General features: G+C 69.6%; 15 protein-coding genes. 4 read left to right on the top strand and 11 right to left on the bottom strand.

The window, feature by feature from the left end; genetic code table 11:
• Together BGN97_RS13625 and BGN97_RS13620 are read left to right on the top strand one after the other, a co-directional pair.
• Positions 1–551 (top strand): energy-coupling factor transporter transmembrane component T (locus BGN97_RS13625; protein WP_292702558.1); only part of this gene is annotated, 551 nt, incomplete at its 5' end.
• On the top strand, positions 548–874 hold the full coding sequence (locus BGN97_RS13620; RefSeq protein ID WP_292702556.1) for a CHY zinc finger protein: 327 nt from the start codon (positions 548–550) through the stop codon (positions 872–874). The genes BGN97_RS13625 and BGN97_RS13620, both read left to right, overlap by 4 nt.
• A 30-nt stretch (positions 875–904) precedes the next feature.
• Here BGN97_RS13620 and BGN97_RS13615 read toward each other — a convergent pair whose 3' ends face one another.
• The 4 genes from BGN97_RS13615 to BGN97_RS13600 all read right to left on the bottom strand — a co-directional run bounded on the left by BGN97_RS13615 (position 905) and on the right by BGN97_RS13600 (position 4,818).
• Positions 905–2,212, bottom strand: coding sequence for an acyltransferase (locus BGN97_RS13615; protein WP_292702554.1), 1,308 nt, complete (start codon positions 2,210–2,212; stop codon positions 905–907).
• A gap of 88 nt (positions 2,213–2,300) precedes the next feature.
• Positions 2,301–2,972, bottom strand: coding sequence for a response regulator transcription factor (locus BGN97_RS13610; protein ID WP_292702552.1), 672 nt, complete (start codon positions 2,970–2,972; stop codon positions 2,301–2,303).
• Positions 2,969–4,156, bottom strand: coding sequence for a histidine kinase (locus BGN97_RS13605; RefSeq protein ID WP_292702550.1), 1,188 nt, complete (start codon positions 4,154–4,156; stop codon positions 2,969–2,971). Before BGN97_RS13605 ends, BGN97_RS13610 begins: the two co-directional genes overlap by 4 nt.
• 5 nt (positions 4,157–4,161) lie before the next feature.
• Complete coding sequence (locus BGN97_RS13600; RefSeq protein WP_363331435.1) at positions 4,162–4,818, bottom strand: DedA family protein; 657 nt, start codon at positions 4,816–4,818, stop codon at positions 4,162–4,164.
• 156 nt (positions 4,819–4,974) lie between these two features.
• On the opposite strand from BGN97_RS13600, the gene BGN97_RS13595 reads away from it, so the two are divergent.
• The gene (locus BGN97_RS13595) at positions 4,975–6,573 is read left to right on the top strand and encodes an ABC-F family ATP-binding cassette domain-containing protein (RefSeq protein WP_285630470.1); all 1,599 of its coding nucleotides are present in this window, start codon (positions 4,975–4,977) and stop codon (positions 6,571–6,573) included.
• A 114-nt stretch (positions 6,574–6,687) separates the two neighbouring features.
• Here BGN97_RS13595 and BGN97_RS13590 read toward each other — a convergent pair whose 3' ends face one another.
• From BGN97_RS13590 to BGN97_RS13570, 5 genes are all read right to left on the bottom strand, one after another.
• Complete coding sequence (locus BGN97_RS13590; RefSeq protein ID WP_292702543.1) at positions 6,688–7,356, bottom strand: DUF559 domain-containing protein; 669 nt, start codon at positions 7,354–7,356, stop codon at positions 6,688–6,690.
• Between the two features lie 376 nt (positions 7,357–7,732).
• Positions 7,733–8,296, bottom strand: a complete 564-nt coding sequence (locus BGN97_RS13585; RefSeq protein WP_292702541.1) for a GrpB family protein — start codon at positions 8,294–8,296, stop codon at positions 7,733–7,735.
• A gap of 47 nt (positions 8,297–8,343) precedes the next feature.
• A complete protein-coding gene (locus BGN97_RS13580; RefSeq protein ID WP_292702538.1) occupies positions 8,344–9,159 on the bottom strand; it encodes an SURF1 family protein in 816 nt (271 codons plus the stop codon).
• Positions 9,156–9,353, bottom strand: a complete 198-nt coding sequence (locus tag BGN97_RS13575) for a hypothetical protein (RefSeq protein ID WP_285630475.1) — start codon at positions 9,351–9,353, stop codon at positions 9,156–9,158. The genes BGN97_RS13580 and BGN97_RS13575 overlap by 4 nt, the downstream gene beginning before the upstream one ends.
• Entirely contained in the window at positions 9,350–9,712 is a 363-nt protein-coding gene (locus tag BGN97_RS13570) for a DUF3099 domain-containing protein (RefSeq protein ID WP_292702533.1), read from the bottom strand. The genes BGN97_RS13575 and BGN97_RS13570 overlap by 4 nt, the downstream gene beginning before the upstream one ends.
• Positions 9,713–9,835: 123 nt before the next feature.
• Between BGN97_RS13570 and fabG the strand changes: the two genes are divergently transcribed.
• The gene (fabG, locus tag BGN97_RS13565; RefSeq protein WP_292702530.1) at positions 9,836–10,546 is read left to right on the top strand and encodes a 3-oxoacyl-ACP reductase FabG; all 711 of its coding nucleotides are present in this window, start codon (positions 9,836–9,838) and stop codon (positions 10,544–10,546) included.
• A gap of 39 nt (positions 10,547–10,585) precedes the next feature.
• Here fabG and BGN97_RS13560 read toward each other — a convergent pair whose 3' ends face one another.
• Positions 10,586–11,281: an alpha/beta hydrolase gene (locus BGN97_RS13560; RefSeq protein ID WP_292702527.1), complete on the bottom strand. Its 696-nt coding sequence runs from the start codon at positions 11,279–11,281 to the stop codon at positions 10,586–10,588.
• 10 nt (positions 11,282–11,291) lie between these two features.
• Positions 11,292–15,722: a glycosyl hydrolase family 8 gene (locus BGN97_RS13555; RefSeq protein ID WP_292702525.1), complete on the bottom strand. Its 4,431-nt coding sequence runs from the start codon at positions 15,720–15,722 to the stop codon at positions 11,292–11,294.
• Positions 15,723–15,790 lie beyond the last annotated feature (68 nt).

Here is a 15,790-nt window from a genome sequence, read left to right as displayed (position 1 = left end):
CCGCCGGTGCGAAGCTCGCTGTGCTGGCGGCTGCGGCGCTGGTGCTGTCCCTGCTGCGGCCGGGGATCCTCGGTACGGCGGTGGTGCTGGCGCTCGTCTCATCGCTGTACCCGGTCGGCGGGGTGACGCTGCGCGCGCTGGGGGAGGCCTGGTGGCGGCTGCGCTGGCTGATCGTCGTGCTGGGCGGCGCGCTGTGGCTGTTCACCTCGGCAGCGGACGCCGTGCAGAGCACGGGCCGGGTCGTCGCGCTCCTGCTGCTGGCGGAGCTGGTGACCCGCACGACACGGATGGGCGACCTCCTCGAGGTCTTCCGCGCGCTGGTGCGGCCGTTGCGCCGGTTCGGGGCGGATCCGGATGCGGTGGCGCTGACCCTGTCACTGACGATCGCGATGATCCCGGTGATCGCCGGCTTCGCCACCCAGGTGCGCGACGCGCAGCGGGCCAGAGGCGTGCGGCTCGGACCACGCGCCGTGCTGCCGCTGCTGGTGCTCACCATGAAGCACGCCGACGGCGTCGGAGACGCCATGGCGGCGCGGGGGATCGCCGTATGATCCACGTGGGCGGTCATGTCGTGCACGGTGCCCTGGTCGATCATCGGACGAGGTGCGCGCACTATCACGGTGCGCTCGACGTCGTGGCACTGCGATTCCACTGCTGCGGCGTCTGGTATCCGTGCGTGCACTGCCATGACGAGGTGGCCGGGCATGACCGCACCGCGTGGCCGGCATCCGACGCGGAGATCGAGGCGGCGCTGTGCGGGGTGTGCGGCACGAGCATGACCATCCGCGCCTACCGCGACGCCGAGACCTGTCCGGCGTGCGGCGCGGGGTTCAATCCCGGGTGTGCGCTGCACCACCATCTGTACTTCGACTGAGCTGCCCGGGAGCTCTCACCGACGAGGCGCTCACGCGGCCACCAGCGTCGCAGCCGTGTGCTCCTGCGCCGCCCCGGCGATCCGGGGCGCTTCCGGCCGGACCATCCGCAGCGCCAGCAGCCATCCGGCCACGGCGAGAACGGCGGTCAGCGGCGTGGTCCCGTGCACGAGCAGCAGGAGCACGGCTGCCAGCGCGATCAGGACGGCTGAGATGATGACGGCGGGAGCCGGGCTCGCGAGGGGAATCCGCTTCCCCTCGACGCGCGCGAGCGGGAGGCTGAGCGCGGCCGTCGCGGTGAAGACGATCACCAGCCAGATCGGACGGCCCGCCCACCATTCCGGGCTCGCCGGCGCCGGCAGCGACGAGCCGGTGGCCAGTGCCCACAGCGCGAGGACCCCGGCCATCGCGAGCAGAACGGGCATGTGCCACAGGTACACGGTCATCGTGCGGCGGGAGAGGAACGCGGTGAACGCTGCCGGGCGCGGCCTCCGGGCGAAGCTCGCGATGCGGGTGCGCAGCAGCGAGAACGCGGCGGTGTGCGCGATGCCGACGAGCAGCAGCGCCGTGGTCGGCGGGTTGATGTTGGCGATGAGGTCGGGGGAGTGGACGCCCAGCACGAACGACCCCATGAGTGCCAGGACCGCCGTGGCGAGGACGACGGACCGCGTGCGGCGACCGAGGGCGTCGATCCGGCCGTCGGCCAGGAAGAAGCCGACCTGCTGCAGCGCCAGCCAGACGAACGCGAGGTTGGCGAAGCCCACACCGTCCGCGCCGGTGGCGGCACGGATCACATCGACCAGCACGGCGGCACCCGAGAGTGCGGACACCGTGGCGACGGGGCGGACGTCGTGCAGGCGCAGCATCACCGGCAGCAGCGCCTGGCAGAGCAGGAAGACGCCCAGGAACCACAGCGGCTGGCCGAAGCGGTAGCCGGCCGTCGCGACCAGTTCGGCGGGCACACCGCACCGTTCGAGCACGGCGAGGAGGACTCCGACGACGGCCACCGCGACCAGCGCGGGGCGCAGCAGGCGGTGCAGCCGCCCGACGGCGAAGCGGATGCCGTCGTCTCCGCGCTCTCGACCGCGCCGGAGCGCGATGGATCCGGAGAAGCCGCCGATCACGAAGAACAGCGGCATCACCTGCAGCAACCAGCTGACCGGCGTCAGCCACCAGCCGCTGTCGCCGGCGTTCTCGAACACCGGACCCTGCGCGGTGACGGTGACGCCGACCATCAGCGAGTGCAGCAGGATCACGGCGATCACGCATCCGGCTCGGACGAGGTCGACGGCGGAGTCGCGGGTGGGATCGGGGAGGCGGATGCTGTGCGGCGAGGTCATGCCACGGACAGTATGGACGCGGTGCCCGCGGCCTCATCACCCCACGGGGTCGACGTGTCTCATACCGTGGTGCCGTCCCCGGTCGCGATCAGGAGGCGGGCTCGACCAGACCCGCGTCATAGGCGAGGATCACCGCGTGCACCCGGTCGCGGAGGCCGAGCTTGGCGAACACCTTGCCGACGTGGGTCTTGACCGTCTGCTCCGCGATGAACAGCTCCGCACCGATCTCGTGGTTGGAGCGCCCTCGCCCGATCAGCGTGAGCACTTCGAGCTCGCGCTCGGTGAGATCGTTCAGCGCGGTCCGGGACTGCGGTGCGCGGGGCCGGCGCGTCGAGAAGTGCGCGATCATCCTGCGCGTCACCCGTGGCGAGAGCAGCGCATCGCCGTCGGCGATCACCCGTACGGCGTGCACGAGCTCGTCCGGCAGCGCGTCCTTGAGCAGGAACCCGCTCGCGCCCGCCTCGAGGGCGTCGTACACGTAGTCGTCGATGTCGAAGGTGGTGAGCATCAGGATGCGAGGCACTTTGGCCGCCGGGTACGAGGGACCGAGGATGCGCCTGGTCGCCTCGATGCCGTCGAGGCCCGGCATCCGGACATCCATCAGGATCACGTCCGGGTCGAGCCTGGCCGACAGCGCAACGGCCTCCAGGCCGTCGGCGGCCTGGCCGGTGACGCGGATGCCGTCATGGGCGTCCAGGAGCGCGGCGAAGCCGGCGCGCACCATGGCCTGGTCGTCGGCGATGAGGACCTCGATCGTCACGGTGTTCCTTCCGGAGCGTCGGCGGGGTGGCGGGGGATGCGGGCGCTGACGAGCCAGCCGTTGCCGTCGACGCCGGCACGCAGCTCTCCGCCGAGCAGGGCCGCGCGCTCGGTCATCCCGCGCAGCCCGTGCCCGCCGGATGCCGACGAAGGCGGAGCTGCGGGTGCGTTGCGCACGAGCACGGAGACGTCCTCGGCGCCGGTCGAGACCGAGACGACGACAGCCGAGCCCGGCGCGTGGCGGAGCGCGTTGCTGAGCGACTCCTGCACGATGCGGTAGACCGCGATCTGCGCGGCCACGGCGACGTCGCCGTCGACGTCCTCCGTCAGCTCCACGGCGGCTCCCGCGCGTCTGGTCGTCTCCACGAGGGCCGGGATGTCGTCGACTCCGCGCTGAGGTGCGAGCTCCGCGGTGTGATCCTCCGTGCGCAGGACTCCGAGGATGCGGCGCATCTCGCCGAGCGCTCCACGGGCGGACGCGGCGATCGACTCGAACTCCGCGACCGCTTCGTCCGGCAGATCGGGGGCGCGGTAGCGCGCGGTCGACGCCTGCACCTGGATGAGCGACATGCTGTGCGCCACGACGTCGTGGAGCTCTCGCGCGATACGGGTCCGCTCCTCGGCGAGCTCACGGCGGGACTGCTCCAGCGCGACGTGCTCCCGCTCCCTGGAGAGCTCCGCACCGAGCCTCAGCCGCCCGGCGAGGAGCACGCCGACGAGCAGGGCGCCGGCGGCGATCGAGGCGGTCACGATCAGGTCCGCGCCGGTCGCGTCGGCCGAGGTGACACCCGGCATCAGCAGCGGCGCGGTGAGGGAGGCCATCATCCCGAGCAGCAGCGCGATGAGGGAGAGGCGCCAGCCGTGCAGCACCGCGAGGATCACCACGAGCAGGACGAAGGCGATGAGCGCGGGCACCGACCACGGCCACGGTGCGAACGACGCGCGCGCCGGGGAGACGGTGAGCGGCAGCACGAACGCGGTGACGAGGAACAGAGCCAGCGCGGAGCGCGGACGGTGCACGGCGATGGCCGGCGCAGCGCACACGCCGGCGCCGAGCAGGAACGCGGCGGGCACTGCGACCCCGTACAGCGCTATATGGATGGGGACGAGCGTCGCGTAGAGCGCGACCACGAGAGCCCACAGGGCGACGATGCGCCGGGAGGGCCGTTCACGGGCGGCGCTCATGTCCGTCATCCTCCCATCACCGGGGCGCACCGTTCGGCAGCGGCATCCGCGCTCTGCGCGATCTGCGGTCCGGCCGCCCGCCTGCGGCGCCTGGCCGCGACCCGGTCGACGACGATGCCGATCGCGAGGGCGGCGATCACCCCGATCACCGCGCTGAGCAGCGGCTGTCCCTTCAGCCACTGCCCGGCCAGAAGCCCGATCGCCACGCTGTATGCCGCCCAGAGCGCGCCGCCGACGGCGGACAGCAGGAGGAAGCGACGCCACGGATACCCCACGGCGCCGGCGGTCATGTTCACGGCCACCCGGCCGACCGGGATGTAGCGTGCGCCGAGGATCAGTCCTGCGCCGCCCCGGGGCAGCGTGCGCCGCGCGAGCTCGAACGACGTTGCGACGCGGGGCCGTCGCATCCAGCGGAAGCGGTCGGTGCCCCCCGCGCGGCCGATGCCGTAGGCGATGTTGTCCCCGACCATCGCGCCCAGCGCCCCCGCCGCGCACAGCAGCAGGACGTTCGCGCTTCCCGTCGTGCCGGCCACGGCGGCGGCTGCGACGAGCACCGTCTCGCTCGGCACCGGCGGGAAGAAGCCGTCGATCGCCGCCACCGCGAAGAGGATCAGGGCGATCCACGGCGACGCGACAGCCTGCAGGATGAGGTCGGTGATCATGTCCACCCGACGACGCTACGAAGGCGCGCCGAGCGGGCGCATCCCTCTGGAGTATCGTCCGCGTCATACCTCGGAGGGGGATCGTGCCGGGGCGCGAACTATACTGGGAGGCTGGCCCATCGGCCGACACCCCCTTTCTACGAACGGATACCCGCTGTGCTCGCCGTGCATGACCTCGAGATCCGCGTGGGCGCACGCGTGCTCATGTCGGATGTGTCCTTCCGCGTCTCCGACGGCGACAAGATCGGCCTCGTGGGCCGCAACGGCGCCGGGAAGACCACACTGACCAAGGTGCTCGCGGGAGACGTGCTTCCCTCGGAGGGCAAGGTCACCACCTCCGGCGAGCTCGGCTACCTGCCGCAGGACCCGCGCTCGGGCGACCCGGAGATGCTGGCGCGCACGCGCATCCTGGACGCGCGCGGCCTGGGCACGCTGCAGCTGGGCATCTCGCAGGCCTCGCACGACATGGCATCCGAGGATCCGAAGATCGCCGAGCGCGCCATGCGCAAGTTCGCGAACCTCACCGAGCGCTTCGAGGCGCTCGGCGGCTACGCGGCCGAGGCGGAGGCGGCGTCCATCGCCAACAACCTCTCCCTGCCCGACCGCATCCTCGACCAGCCCCTGAAGACCCTCTCCGGCGGTCAGCGGCGCCGCATCGAGCTCGCCCGCATCCTGTTCTCCGACGCCGGCACCATGATCCTCGACGAGCCGACCAACCACCTCGACGCGGACAGCGTCGTGTGGCTGCGCGAGTTCCTGAAGGGCTACAAGGGCGGCCTGATCGTGATCAGCCACGATGTCGAGCTCGTCGGCGAGACCGTCAACCGGGTCTTCTACCTGGACGCGAACCGCCAGGTGATCGACATCTACAACATGGGCTGGAAGCACTACCAGCGCCAGCGCGTGGCCGACGAGGAGCGCCGCAAGAAGGAGCGCGCCAACGCCGAGAAGAAGGCCACCCAGCTGCAGCTGCAGGCCGCGCGGTTCGGCGCCAAGGCGTCGAAGGCCGCCGCGGCGCACCAGATGGTCGCGCGCGCCGAGAAGCTGCTGGCGGGTCTGGACGACGTGCGCCAGGTCGACCGCGTGGCCAAGCTGCGGTTCCCGAAGCCGGCGCCCTGCGGCAAGACCCCGCTGATGGCATCCGGACTGTCGAAGTCGTACGGCTCGCTGGAGATCTTCACGGATGTCGACCTCGCGATCGACCGCGGGTCCAAGGTGGTCGTGCTGGGGCTGAACGGCGCGGGCAAGACGACTCTGCTGCGCATCCTCGCCGGGGTGGACCAGCCGGACACCGGTCAGCTGGAGCCAGGGCACGGACTCAAGATCGGCTACTACGCGCAGGAGCACGAGAACCTCGACGTGAAGCGCTCCGTGCTGGAGAACATGATGTCGGCCGCGCCCGACATCAACGAGACCGAGGCCCGCAAGGTGCTGGGCTCGTTCCTGTTCACCGGCGACGATGTGCTCAAGCCCGCGGGCGTGCTCTCGGGCGGTGAGAAGACACGGCTCTCGCTGGCGACCCTGGTCGTGTCGTCGGCGAACATGCTGCTGCTCGACGAGCCCACCAACAACCTCGATCCCGCCTCCCGTGAGGAGATCCTCGGGGCGCTGGCGCACTACGAGGGCGCCGTCGTGCTCGTCTCGCACGACCCCGGCGCCGTGGAGTCGCTGAACCCCGAGCGCGTGCTGATCCTGCCCGACGGCGTCGAGGACATCTGGAGCCGCGAGTACCAGGAGCTCATCGAGCTCGCGTGAGCTGCCGGGGCCGTCGGGCCCGCCTCGGCAATCCGGCGGAGATCTGCGTGATCGCGGATGTGTTCGGCTGATTCTGTCCGCAGTCCTACTGATCTCCGCTGCTCTGCGGCGTCATCATCGCGCAAGGTGCAGACCCTGAGCCACGGCGCGCATGATCAGGTCCTGCACGATGTGCCACCGCTCCATGACCTGGCGGTAGCCGACGCGGATCACGTGATAGCCCATGAGACGCAGCTCGGCGTCGTGACGGATGTCCTCGTCTCGCTGCGCCCCGGTGTGTGTCGCGCCATCTACCTGCAGCACCAGGCGGTCGCCGATCAACAGGTCCACGCGATGTTCGGCGATCCAGATCTGGAACGTCAACCGGAGCCCGAGCCACGCAAGTCGTTCCCGGAGGTAGGTCTCCAGGCCGGAGTCCGCGAACGGCGTCACCTCCGCGAGCAGCCTGCGCGCCGCGCGCTTGAAGGGAAGGAGCTTGAGCACCTCCCACTTCACGAGCCTCTTGTTCAGAGCGGACTCCCATGTCGCCATCGCTCGCTCGTGGGGTTCGCAGTCCGCGACCATTGCGAGGACATTCTCGATCGGATCTTCCAAAGCGTCCGGATGGCGCGGAATCAGCGGCCTTGCCCAATGCACGTGCACGTCCTGAGGCTTGCCGCCGTGCCCACGGGGATCTGCACCCCAGTGGGGGCAGGAGTCGTCCTCATGCACCCACAGCCCCAGCCGTCTGGCCTGAGTCACGCATGTCAGCACCGCGCCGTGGCGCGCGGCATCCACCAGCATGCGATCGGCGTCCGGCGTCGCGACCCAGCCGTTCCGCACGCGTACGAGCTGTCGCGTCTGGATTGCGAGTCCGATGTCATGTCGGCTGACGCGGTTGTCGTGCAGTGTGCGTGCGCGAGCGACGCCGCCGAGTGCCTTCGTCATGAGCGCCGCGCGCTGCGCGCGTTCCGAGGGGTTCATGTCCGCCAGGATGCCGCCCGCTCCGTGCCGGGATGGTCCAGATCGCGCGATCTGTGGACAGCCGGACCGCTTGATCGCATTGTGGCAACAAGTGAATCTGCGGAGTTCTGGGGCCTCGCGGATGCATCAGAGCCTGACCATCCGCGATCGTGCAGATCTCCGCAGCTCTGCCGGGTGACCGTCGGGGCCCGGCACATCAGTCGCCGCGGCGGGTGGTGATGAAGTCGGCCTTGCCGTCGATGTAGGCGAGACGGTCGTCGGGATGCCGGCCGGCCAGGGCGTGCTTGAGCGCTCCATAGGCGTCGCGGTCGGCGGGGTGCGCGCGCAGGTGGTCGCGGAAGGCGAGGTAGCGGCGCAGGTCCTCGGAGCCCGCCTCGACGACGTGCACGTTGGCGAGGCGGATCATGGGCTCCAGCTCGTAGCCGTACATCCGATCCGGTCGCACGTCGGTCGCGTCGCCGCGCAGCAGCATCCCCAGGCCGGTCAGCCAGCCGTCCAGCGAGGCCAGGGGAGTGCCGGGATGCACTGCGATGCCGACGTCCAGGATCGGCTTGGCATCCAGTCCCGGCACGGATGTCGAGCCGATGTGCTCGATGGCGACGACGGATGGCGGTGCCGTCTCGGCCAGCACCTCGTGGATGCCCGCGAACGCCCGCGCCCAGGCATCCGACGCCGGTGCGAGATCCACGACTCCGCGTCGCAGTCCGAGGTCCGCGTCGCGGAGAGCATCGGCGAGGCGCGATGCGGGCGTCCGGGGCATCCCACCAGGTTATCGGCCGGCGGGCCGACGCCACGCTCCCGCGAGGCTCAGCGGGTTGCGGCGTCGAGAAGCGCATCCTCGTCGTCGGCGTCGCGGTCGCGACGGCGACGCGGCGGACGAGGCGCTCGCTCGCCGGCCTCCTCCTTGGCCTTGATCCTCTCGGTCCGGATCACGTAGCCGATGAAGATGAATCCCATCACCGCGAACAGGATCCACTGGATCGCGTAGGAGAGGTGCGGGCCGGGATCCTCGGCGGGCTTGTCGAAGCCGCCGAGCGCCTTCGAGGGCGCGGGCTTCTCGGATGCCAGCAGTCCGTAGCCTCCGGTGATGAGGTCGGGGTTCACCTGCTCGGCGATGGCCGGAAGGCTGATCGTGGGGACCTGTCCCTTCGGAGCGCTGCGACCGGAAGCCGGCAGCTGCTCCCCGGGCTGCATCCGCACGACCACCGTGACGGTGCCGGCCGGCGGAGCAGGCGTGGATGCGGGGGAGCTGTCCTCACGGGGAGGCACCCAGCCGCGGTCGATGAGCAGCACGCGACCGTCCTCCTGGCGGAACGGCACCAGCACCTCGAACGCGCTCGTGCCGCCGTGCGGGCGGTTGCGCACGTACAGCTGCTGATCCGCGAGGTACTCGCCGCGCAGCTGGACCGGATGCCACTCGCGCTGCGCGTCCAGCCGGCCCTCGGCGTCGACCACGTCGTCGAGGGCCACGGGCTTCGCGTCGTAATTGCGCTCCACCAGCGCGATCTCGGTCGCCTTCTGGTCGTTGCGGCTGAACTGCCAGTTGGACAGGAACGCGCACGCGATCGCGAACAGGATCGCGACGACCAGGTAGCCGCTCCAGCGCAGCAGCCGCTGCCTCACTCCGGGAGCCCTTCGAAGACCTCGACCGGGAAGTCCCGCGTGCGCAGATAGTCGCTGAGGAAGCCCACGTGCTCATCGCACGCCAGCCAGATCTTGCGACGGTCCTCGCTGTGGATCCGCGGATTGCGCCAGACGATGTGATGAGTCGCCGCGGCGCGGCAGTCCGCGCGTGCGCACTCGAACTGCGCTGTCACGATGCGTCGTCCCGAGGCGGAGTCGGACGGCCGCTCTCGTGGATCGTGATGACCTTCGGCGTCTTGTCGACCGCGGTCTCGGGTGCATCCGCCTCGAGCTCCAACACGGGCGACTCGACGGTCGTCGGGGTGCTGTCGGCGCCGGCGTTCGCGGCGACCACGGCGATGTAGGGGAGGAAGATCGCCCCCGCCGCGAACACGAACGTCCACCACCCGATCGGCTGGACGACCGCCATGAGGATGAAGCACGCCGTGCGGATGCCCATGGTGATCGCGTAATGGCGCACGCGACGCTTCGCCTCGTCCTGCGGAGCCTCCGGGAGCGAGGTGACGGAGGGGGTGTGTCGGGTGCTTTTCACGGTGACTCAAGCCTACGCCGCGCGGGGCGCGCCGGATGCCCGCGCGCGGGTCCGGAAGGCCGGAGAGCAGCACCGCGGCTCGATAGGATGGCCTGCGTTCATCCCGACAGGCAGGAGCCACCCATGAGCACGGACCGCGTCGTCCTCGTCACCGGCGGAAACCGCGGCATCGGCCGCGCCATCGCCGAGCGCTTCGTCCGCGACGGATACCGCGTCGCCGTGACCGCGCGAAGCGGCGAGGGCCCGGAGGGCACGCTCACCGTGCGTGCGGATGTCACGGATGCCGCAGCCGTCGACGCCGCATTCACCGAGGTGGAGCAGAAGCTCGGCCCTGTGGAGGTCGTGGTCGCGAACGCCGGCATCACCAAGGACACCCTGCTCATGCGCATGAGCGAGGAGGACTTCGACAGCGTCGTGTCGACGAACCTCGGCGGCTCGTTCCGCGTCGTCAAGCGCGCCTCGAAGGGCATGCTGCGCGCCCGGTTCGGCCGCGTCATCCTCATCTCCAGCGTGGTCGGCCTCTACGGCTCGGCCGGGCAGACCAACTACGCCGCGTCGAAGAGCGCGCTGGTCGGCTTCGCCCGCTCCCTGACCCGCGAGCTCGGAGGCCGGGGCATCACCGCGAACGTCGTGGCGCCCGGCTTCATCGAGACCGACATGACGGCCGAGCTGCCCGAGGAGACCCAGAAGCAGTACAAGGCCAGCATCCCCGCCGGCCGGTTCGCCACGCCCGACGAGGTCGCGAGCGCCGTCGTGTGGCTCGCGGGCGATGACTCCGGCTACATCTCCGGTGCCGTCATCCCCGTCGACGGCGGCCTGGGCATGGGGCACTGAGCCGCCCGCGAAACACGAACGGCTCAGCGCCGTGATCGTTCAGCGGCTCAGCGCCGTGACGATCTCCCGAGCGAGGACGTCGGGCTTGGAGAACTGCGGCCAATGGCCGCTGCCGAGCTTGATCACTTCGGCGTTCTCGATCGCGGCGAACTCCTCGGCGAACGGCCCCCACTCCTTGATCACCATCTCGAATTCTGTCTGATCGAGACCGCCCATCAGCAGCGTGACGGGCACGGCATGGCGGTGCTCGTCGGTGAGCTCGATCGGATCGGCCGGAACCCGCGCCGGGATGCTCAGCGTCAACGGCGCCGTACGGGCCCTGGTCGCATCATCGAGGTCGTACACGTCCTCGTCGGGGAAGTAGTCCCAGCCGGGGAACGGCACCACGCCGTCGACGACGTCGAACTCGCCGACGTTCCGGCCCGGCGCCGGCGGCACGGTGTCGACGAAGACGACCCGTGAGACGCGATCCGGTCGGGCATCCGCCGCGCCCCAGACGACGTTGCCGCCACCGGAGTGGCCGATCAGCGCAATCGGGCCGTCGAGTTCGTCGATGCGCGCGACGGCGGCCGCGACCCAATCGGCCATGCCGATGTCGGCCGAGCCGGTCGCCGGGACGCCCACGCCAGGCATGGTGAGCGGATGCACGTGATGCCCGGCACCCTCCAGAGCGGGCACCACATCCTTCCAGCTGTCCGAGTCGAGCCAGAATCCGGGAATCAGGAGGAGGTCCATGCAGGCGAACTTACCGGTCACCTCCGACACGGGCACCGGGCGCGGTCGGATGAGGCCTCCTCCTCAGCACGGAGAACCCGCCGCCGAGCACCAGGAGCAGCGCACCGACGAGGGCGACCCCCAGCGGCAGCTCCGCGCCGGTTCCGGCGAGGCTGCTGTCCGCACCGTGCTTGCCGGGATCGCCGGGATCGCTGGGCGTGCCGGGCGTGCCCGGTCCGGTCGTATCCGCGTTCGTCGTGACCGATACCGATGCGCTCGGGGCAGACTCCTGGCCGACGTGGTCTATCGCAGTCACCTGGTACGTGTACTTCGTGTCCGGCCGGAGCCCGGTGTCGACGAACGTCGTCCCGTCCGCCACGCTGGCGATCGCATGACCGTCTCGGTACACGCGGTAGCCGAGCACGGTGCCCCGAGCGGCCATGACAGTGTGGAGTGCGCCGGGTGCGGCGTTCCAGTTCAAACGGACGGAATCGGCGCCGGTAGCGGTCGCGGTCAGTCCGGAGGGCGCGTCGGGAACGACGACGTCCTGCGGGACGCCGAGGCCCGTCGGCGACCACCAGTTGCCGGATGCCACGATCAGGGACAGCATCCGGACGCTGTCGCCGAAGTAGCTCGTCACCGGCTCCGCCGTGTTCGCGGACCACAGTGCGTCGAGCCAGCCCTGATCGCCGCCCTCGACCATGGCGCTGATCGTGAACGGTGCCGAGAATGCGAGATCCGTGGGCTCGTCGAGCGCTTTGCCGTCCAGGGTGTAGCCCTGGGCGATCTGCGTCGGGTCGCCCCCGGTCGCAGTGCGGATCCACTTGTTCATCGTGGCCAGCTGATCCTTCGTGCGGTCATCGCCGGTCAGCAGGTAGTCGGTCCCCAGCCGCCACGGCACGCGGCTCGCGTTCCAGTTGTATGCGCCGTCGAACTCGCTCTCCAGGAAGTCGGGGTCGGCGGGCCGGTAGCCGTCACCCTCCTGGAACGCGAAGTCGGGCAGGAGCCCCGTGTTCGGGCTGTAGTCCTCGAACAGCTGCCGGCTGACCTTCTGAGTGCTGTCGGCGACGGCGTTCCAGCGCGGGCTGCCCGATGCGACGGCGAAGTCCTTGAAGTGCTGGATCATGAAGTCCGAGGTGCGGGTGCCTCGGCCGTAGACCGGCTCATCGCTGGTCCAGTCACCGAGCAGGACGATGTTCTGAGACGGATGGATGCCGCTGTTCATCAGCGACTTCATCATGTCGCGCGCGTCGCCCAGGTAGTCGAAGTCGCCGCCGCTGCCCCATTGCCGGTCGGCAAGGAGCAGGGCGTAGGCCATGTCGAGATCGCCGTCGGTCGCCGCATCGTTGCCGTAGGCGTTGCCTTCCTCGTCGTACTCGAGCGAGTCGACGATGGCGGTGCCGTCGTCGCGCTGCTGCCAGGCCATCAGGCCGGGGTCCATGCTGCTCGGGTGCGCCTTCCTGAATCGCAGCAACCCGTCGAAGTAGACCTTCGCCCGGGGGTCATGGCCCGCCATGATGGCGGTGATGAGCATGCCGTAGCCGTTCGACTCCGACGTGGTGACGGCGTCCGGGGCGTCCTCACCGGCCTCGCCGTTGCCGTTGTAATAGACGTAGTACTGATCGTCCTCGTAGGGGTTCTGCGTGAGATAGGCGCCCTTCCACGCGTCGTAGAGACCGGCGACCGTGGAGTCCATCTGCGCCTGGGAGATGCTCGGGCGCAGGGTGCCCGGCGCATAGCCGGTGTGCTGACCGAACGGCCGCTGCGGGTTCGGCCCCGTTGGGTTCAACGGAGTGGATGCTTGAAGCGGCACGCTGCGTTCGGACTCGTTCCCGGCCGCGTCGTATGCACTCACCGAGTACTCGTAGGTCGTACCGGGGTTCAGGCCGACATCCGTGAAGGTCGACGCGGTCGTGCGCGTGACCGGCTTCCCATCGCGGTACACCTTGTAGCCGGTCACATCGGTGTCGTCGACGGACGGCAGCCAGCTGAGGTCGACGCGGAACTGCGATTGTGCGCGTGCGGACAGCCCGGTGGGCGTGCTCGGAGGTGTGCTGTCCTCCGAGGTGCGGGCCGGCGTCACAGCGACCGGGGTGGAGTTGTCCTTCGCCCCGACCGCGCGGATCACGAACTCGTACCGCACGGTGGGGTCGTCCGACAGCGACTGCTCGAACGTGTAGTCGCTGCGCCCCTGCTCGGCAGGGATGTACGCGCTCCAGTTGGCGCCGACACGGTCGTGCTTCTCGTAGATGCGGTACCCGCGGACGGGTTCGGGGGAGTCTGCGGGTGCCCTCCAGGAGAAGGAAGCCCTGTCGCCGGACACCGACACCGCGGCATCGTGCACGGGAGCCGGTGTGCCGTCGGTGCGGGTGATCGTGTAGTGGTCGAAGACGCGCAGGCCGTCATCGCCGTTCTCATCCTCGACGGCCGCCGTGTATGCGGTGAGGGTGAGCTTGTCGTGCGTGACGCCGAAGTCGACGAACATCTTCTTCTCGGGCTGCGCGTTGATCGCCGCGAACGACGTGTCGCAGCCGTCGGGCGTCTCGTAGAACTTGTTGCCGAGAGCGTTCGGCATCAGGTAGAGGATGCCGTCCGGGTCTGTGACGTCGTACTGCACGACGATCTGGCCGTTCTCGTCGGTGATGGTGTCGACGGGCCTGCCGTCGAGCATCTGGTGCGAACGCATGTACATGTGGTCGTGCGCTTCGAGCACCACGTCGACGCCGGTCTCCTGGAACACGGGTACGAGCATCTTCTCGTAGAACGCGACGCGGTCGGCCTCCCAGTAGCAGACGTTCTCGCCGGCCGAGTACGGGCCCTTGTGCAGGGCGACGAACTTCCAGCGCGCATCGGTCTCGGCGACCTCGCGTCGCATCCAGTCGAGCTGCGTCGCGAACTCGGTGTCCATGCGGGCCACCTCGCCGTTGTCGTCGAGATAGCCGCCGAACTGCGAGTTGAACTGCATGAACAGCGCGTCGCCGTGTTCGAACGAGTAGACGGATCCGTCGTGAGCGCCGGTGCCGGCGGCATCCTTCGGCTCGTTGAAGTGGTTGTAGAAGTTGTTGTTCGGCAGGGTGCCGGAGTCCTCCACCTCGTGCCCGCCGAGCACGGGGACGTAGGGGACGGTCGCGAACTGGTCGGCTGCGGAGTTCAGCATCCACTGCCACTGCTCCTCGAGGTCGCCGTTGTCGACGAGGTCTCCGCTGACAAGCAGGAATCGCGGGTCGTCGACCCTGTCGACGGCCTTCTTGAAGGTGTCCTGCCATTCGAGGAAGCTGCCCAGATCGGATGCCTGGGAGTCGGACCCGAAGAGGAAGTGGAACGGCTTCGCGGTGGCGGCGTCGGTCGTGAAGGAGCCGATCCTCCCCCAGCCTTCGGTGGTGCCGTCACCCACGCGGTACACGTAGGCCGTGCCGGGGGCGAGGCCGTCTGCCGTCACCTTGTGGCTGCTGTAGTCGCTGGTTCGTCTGGCATCGCGATCGGCCTCGGTGACGAACGTGCTGATGGTCTCGCTGCGGCCGCTGTACCGGGTCACGTCCTTGCTCGGGAAGTCGTCTCCGTGCCGCGCGGCTGCCGGCGCCACCTCCACGACGGTGTCGGTGATCTCGGTCGGGGTGTACCACGCGAAGCTCATGGATGTGCGCGTGTCGCCGTTGAAGTTCATCGTGAAGGCGGTGGGGCGCTTGGAGAGGGTGCTGAAGCTCCACGTGCTGGCGAGCGTCGTCGCGACGCCGTCGGTGCCGCGAATCGCTCCCGCGGGCACAGTCACCGTGTAGCGGTGGCCGTATGCGAAGCGGTCGTGCGCCAGCCTGAGCATTCCGCCCTGGGTGGTCGCCTTCACGCCCTTCACGTGCGCGCCCGCCTCGTCGACGATGCTGATCGAGTCGTCGTCCGAGATCGCGATGTCCTTGTTGAAACGCAAGGTGGCGTCGGCGTCCAGAGCCACAGTCACCGCGGCATCCGCGGGAGTCGCCCTCACATCGAAGGTCGAGGAGCCGTGCGGGGCGTCGTTCAGCGGATCACCGCTGACTCGGATGTTGCGGATGAAGCTGTCGCCAAAGCCGCCGACGGTGTCGTTCTCGTCGGTGTTCGAGGGGTCGTTCGAGGTCATGATCCATCGCAGGTAGAGGACGTCGGCGTCGGACGCGGCGGCGGGCAGCGGAACGTCCTGGAGGCGGCACGATCCGTCGGGGCAGTCGAAGGTGTGGGTCGGTGCCGTGACGGCGGTATCGGGCACTGCAGACCAGTGCTGCTTGTCGATGCTCATCTCGACAGCCAGATCCCTCGGGCCAGAACCGGAAGCACTGTGCTCCGAGGACAGTGTGAGATCTGTGAAGCCCTTTGTGGAGAGGGCTGCGAGCCAGTACTTGGCATGCGCGCCTGCACCCCAGCCCTGTACCGAGACGGCGTTGCCGCGGTCGCTGTGGAAGCCGTAGTCGCCGTTCGTTCCGACGCTGGTCAAGGCCGCACGCTCGCCGTTGGCACCCCCGGTCGACCAGAGGACTCCGTCGTCATCGCCCTCGGTGAACC

It is taken from the genome of Microbacterium sp. 69-10 (genome assembly GCF_001897945.1).
In the GTDB taxonomy this organism is placed as follows: Bacteria; Actinomycetota; Actinomycetes; order Actinomycetales; family Microbacteriaceae; genus Microbacterium.
The sequence above is the reverse complement of the archived record's forward strand: the minus strand, read 5'-3'. Positions and strand labels throughout refer to the sequence as shown.

Excerpts from the sequence above, each read along its gene's own strand:
- BGN97_RS13620 (WP_292702556.1), top strand. The coding sequence starts at position 548 with ATGATCCACGTGGGCGGTCATGTCGTGCACGGTGCCCTGGTCGATCAT.
- BGN97_RS13615 (WP_292702554.1), bottom strand. The coding sequence starts at position 2,212 with ATGACCTCGCCGCACAGCATCCGCCTCCCCGATCCCACCCGCGACTCC.
- BGN97_RS13605 (WP_292702550.1), bottom strand. The coding sequence starts at position 4,156 with ATGAGCGCCGCCCGTGAACGGCCCTCCCGGCGCATCGTCGCCCTGTGG.
- BGN97_RS13600 (WP_363331435.1), bottom strand. The coding sequence starts at position 4,818 with ATGATCACCGACCTCATCCTGCAGGCTGTCGCGTCGCCGTGGATCGCC.
- BGN97_RS13590 (WP_292702543.1), bottom strand. The coding sequence starts at position 7,356 with ATGCTGGTGGATGCCGCGCGCCACGGCGCGGTGCTGACATGCGTGACT.
- BGN97_RS13585 (WP_292702541.1), bottom strand. The coding sequence starts at position 8,296 with ATGCCCCGGACGCCCGCATCGCGCCTCGCCGATGCTCTCCGCGACGCG.
- fabG (WP_292702530.1), top strand. The coding sequence starts at position 9,836 with ATGAGCACGGACCGCGTCGTCCTCGTCACCGGCGGAAACCGCGGCATC.
- BGN97_RS13560 (WP_292702527.1), bottom strand. The coding sequence starts at position 11,281 with ATGGACCTCCTCCTGATTCCCGGATTCTGGCTCGACTCGGACAGCTGG.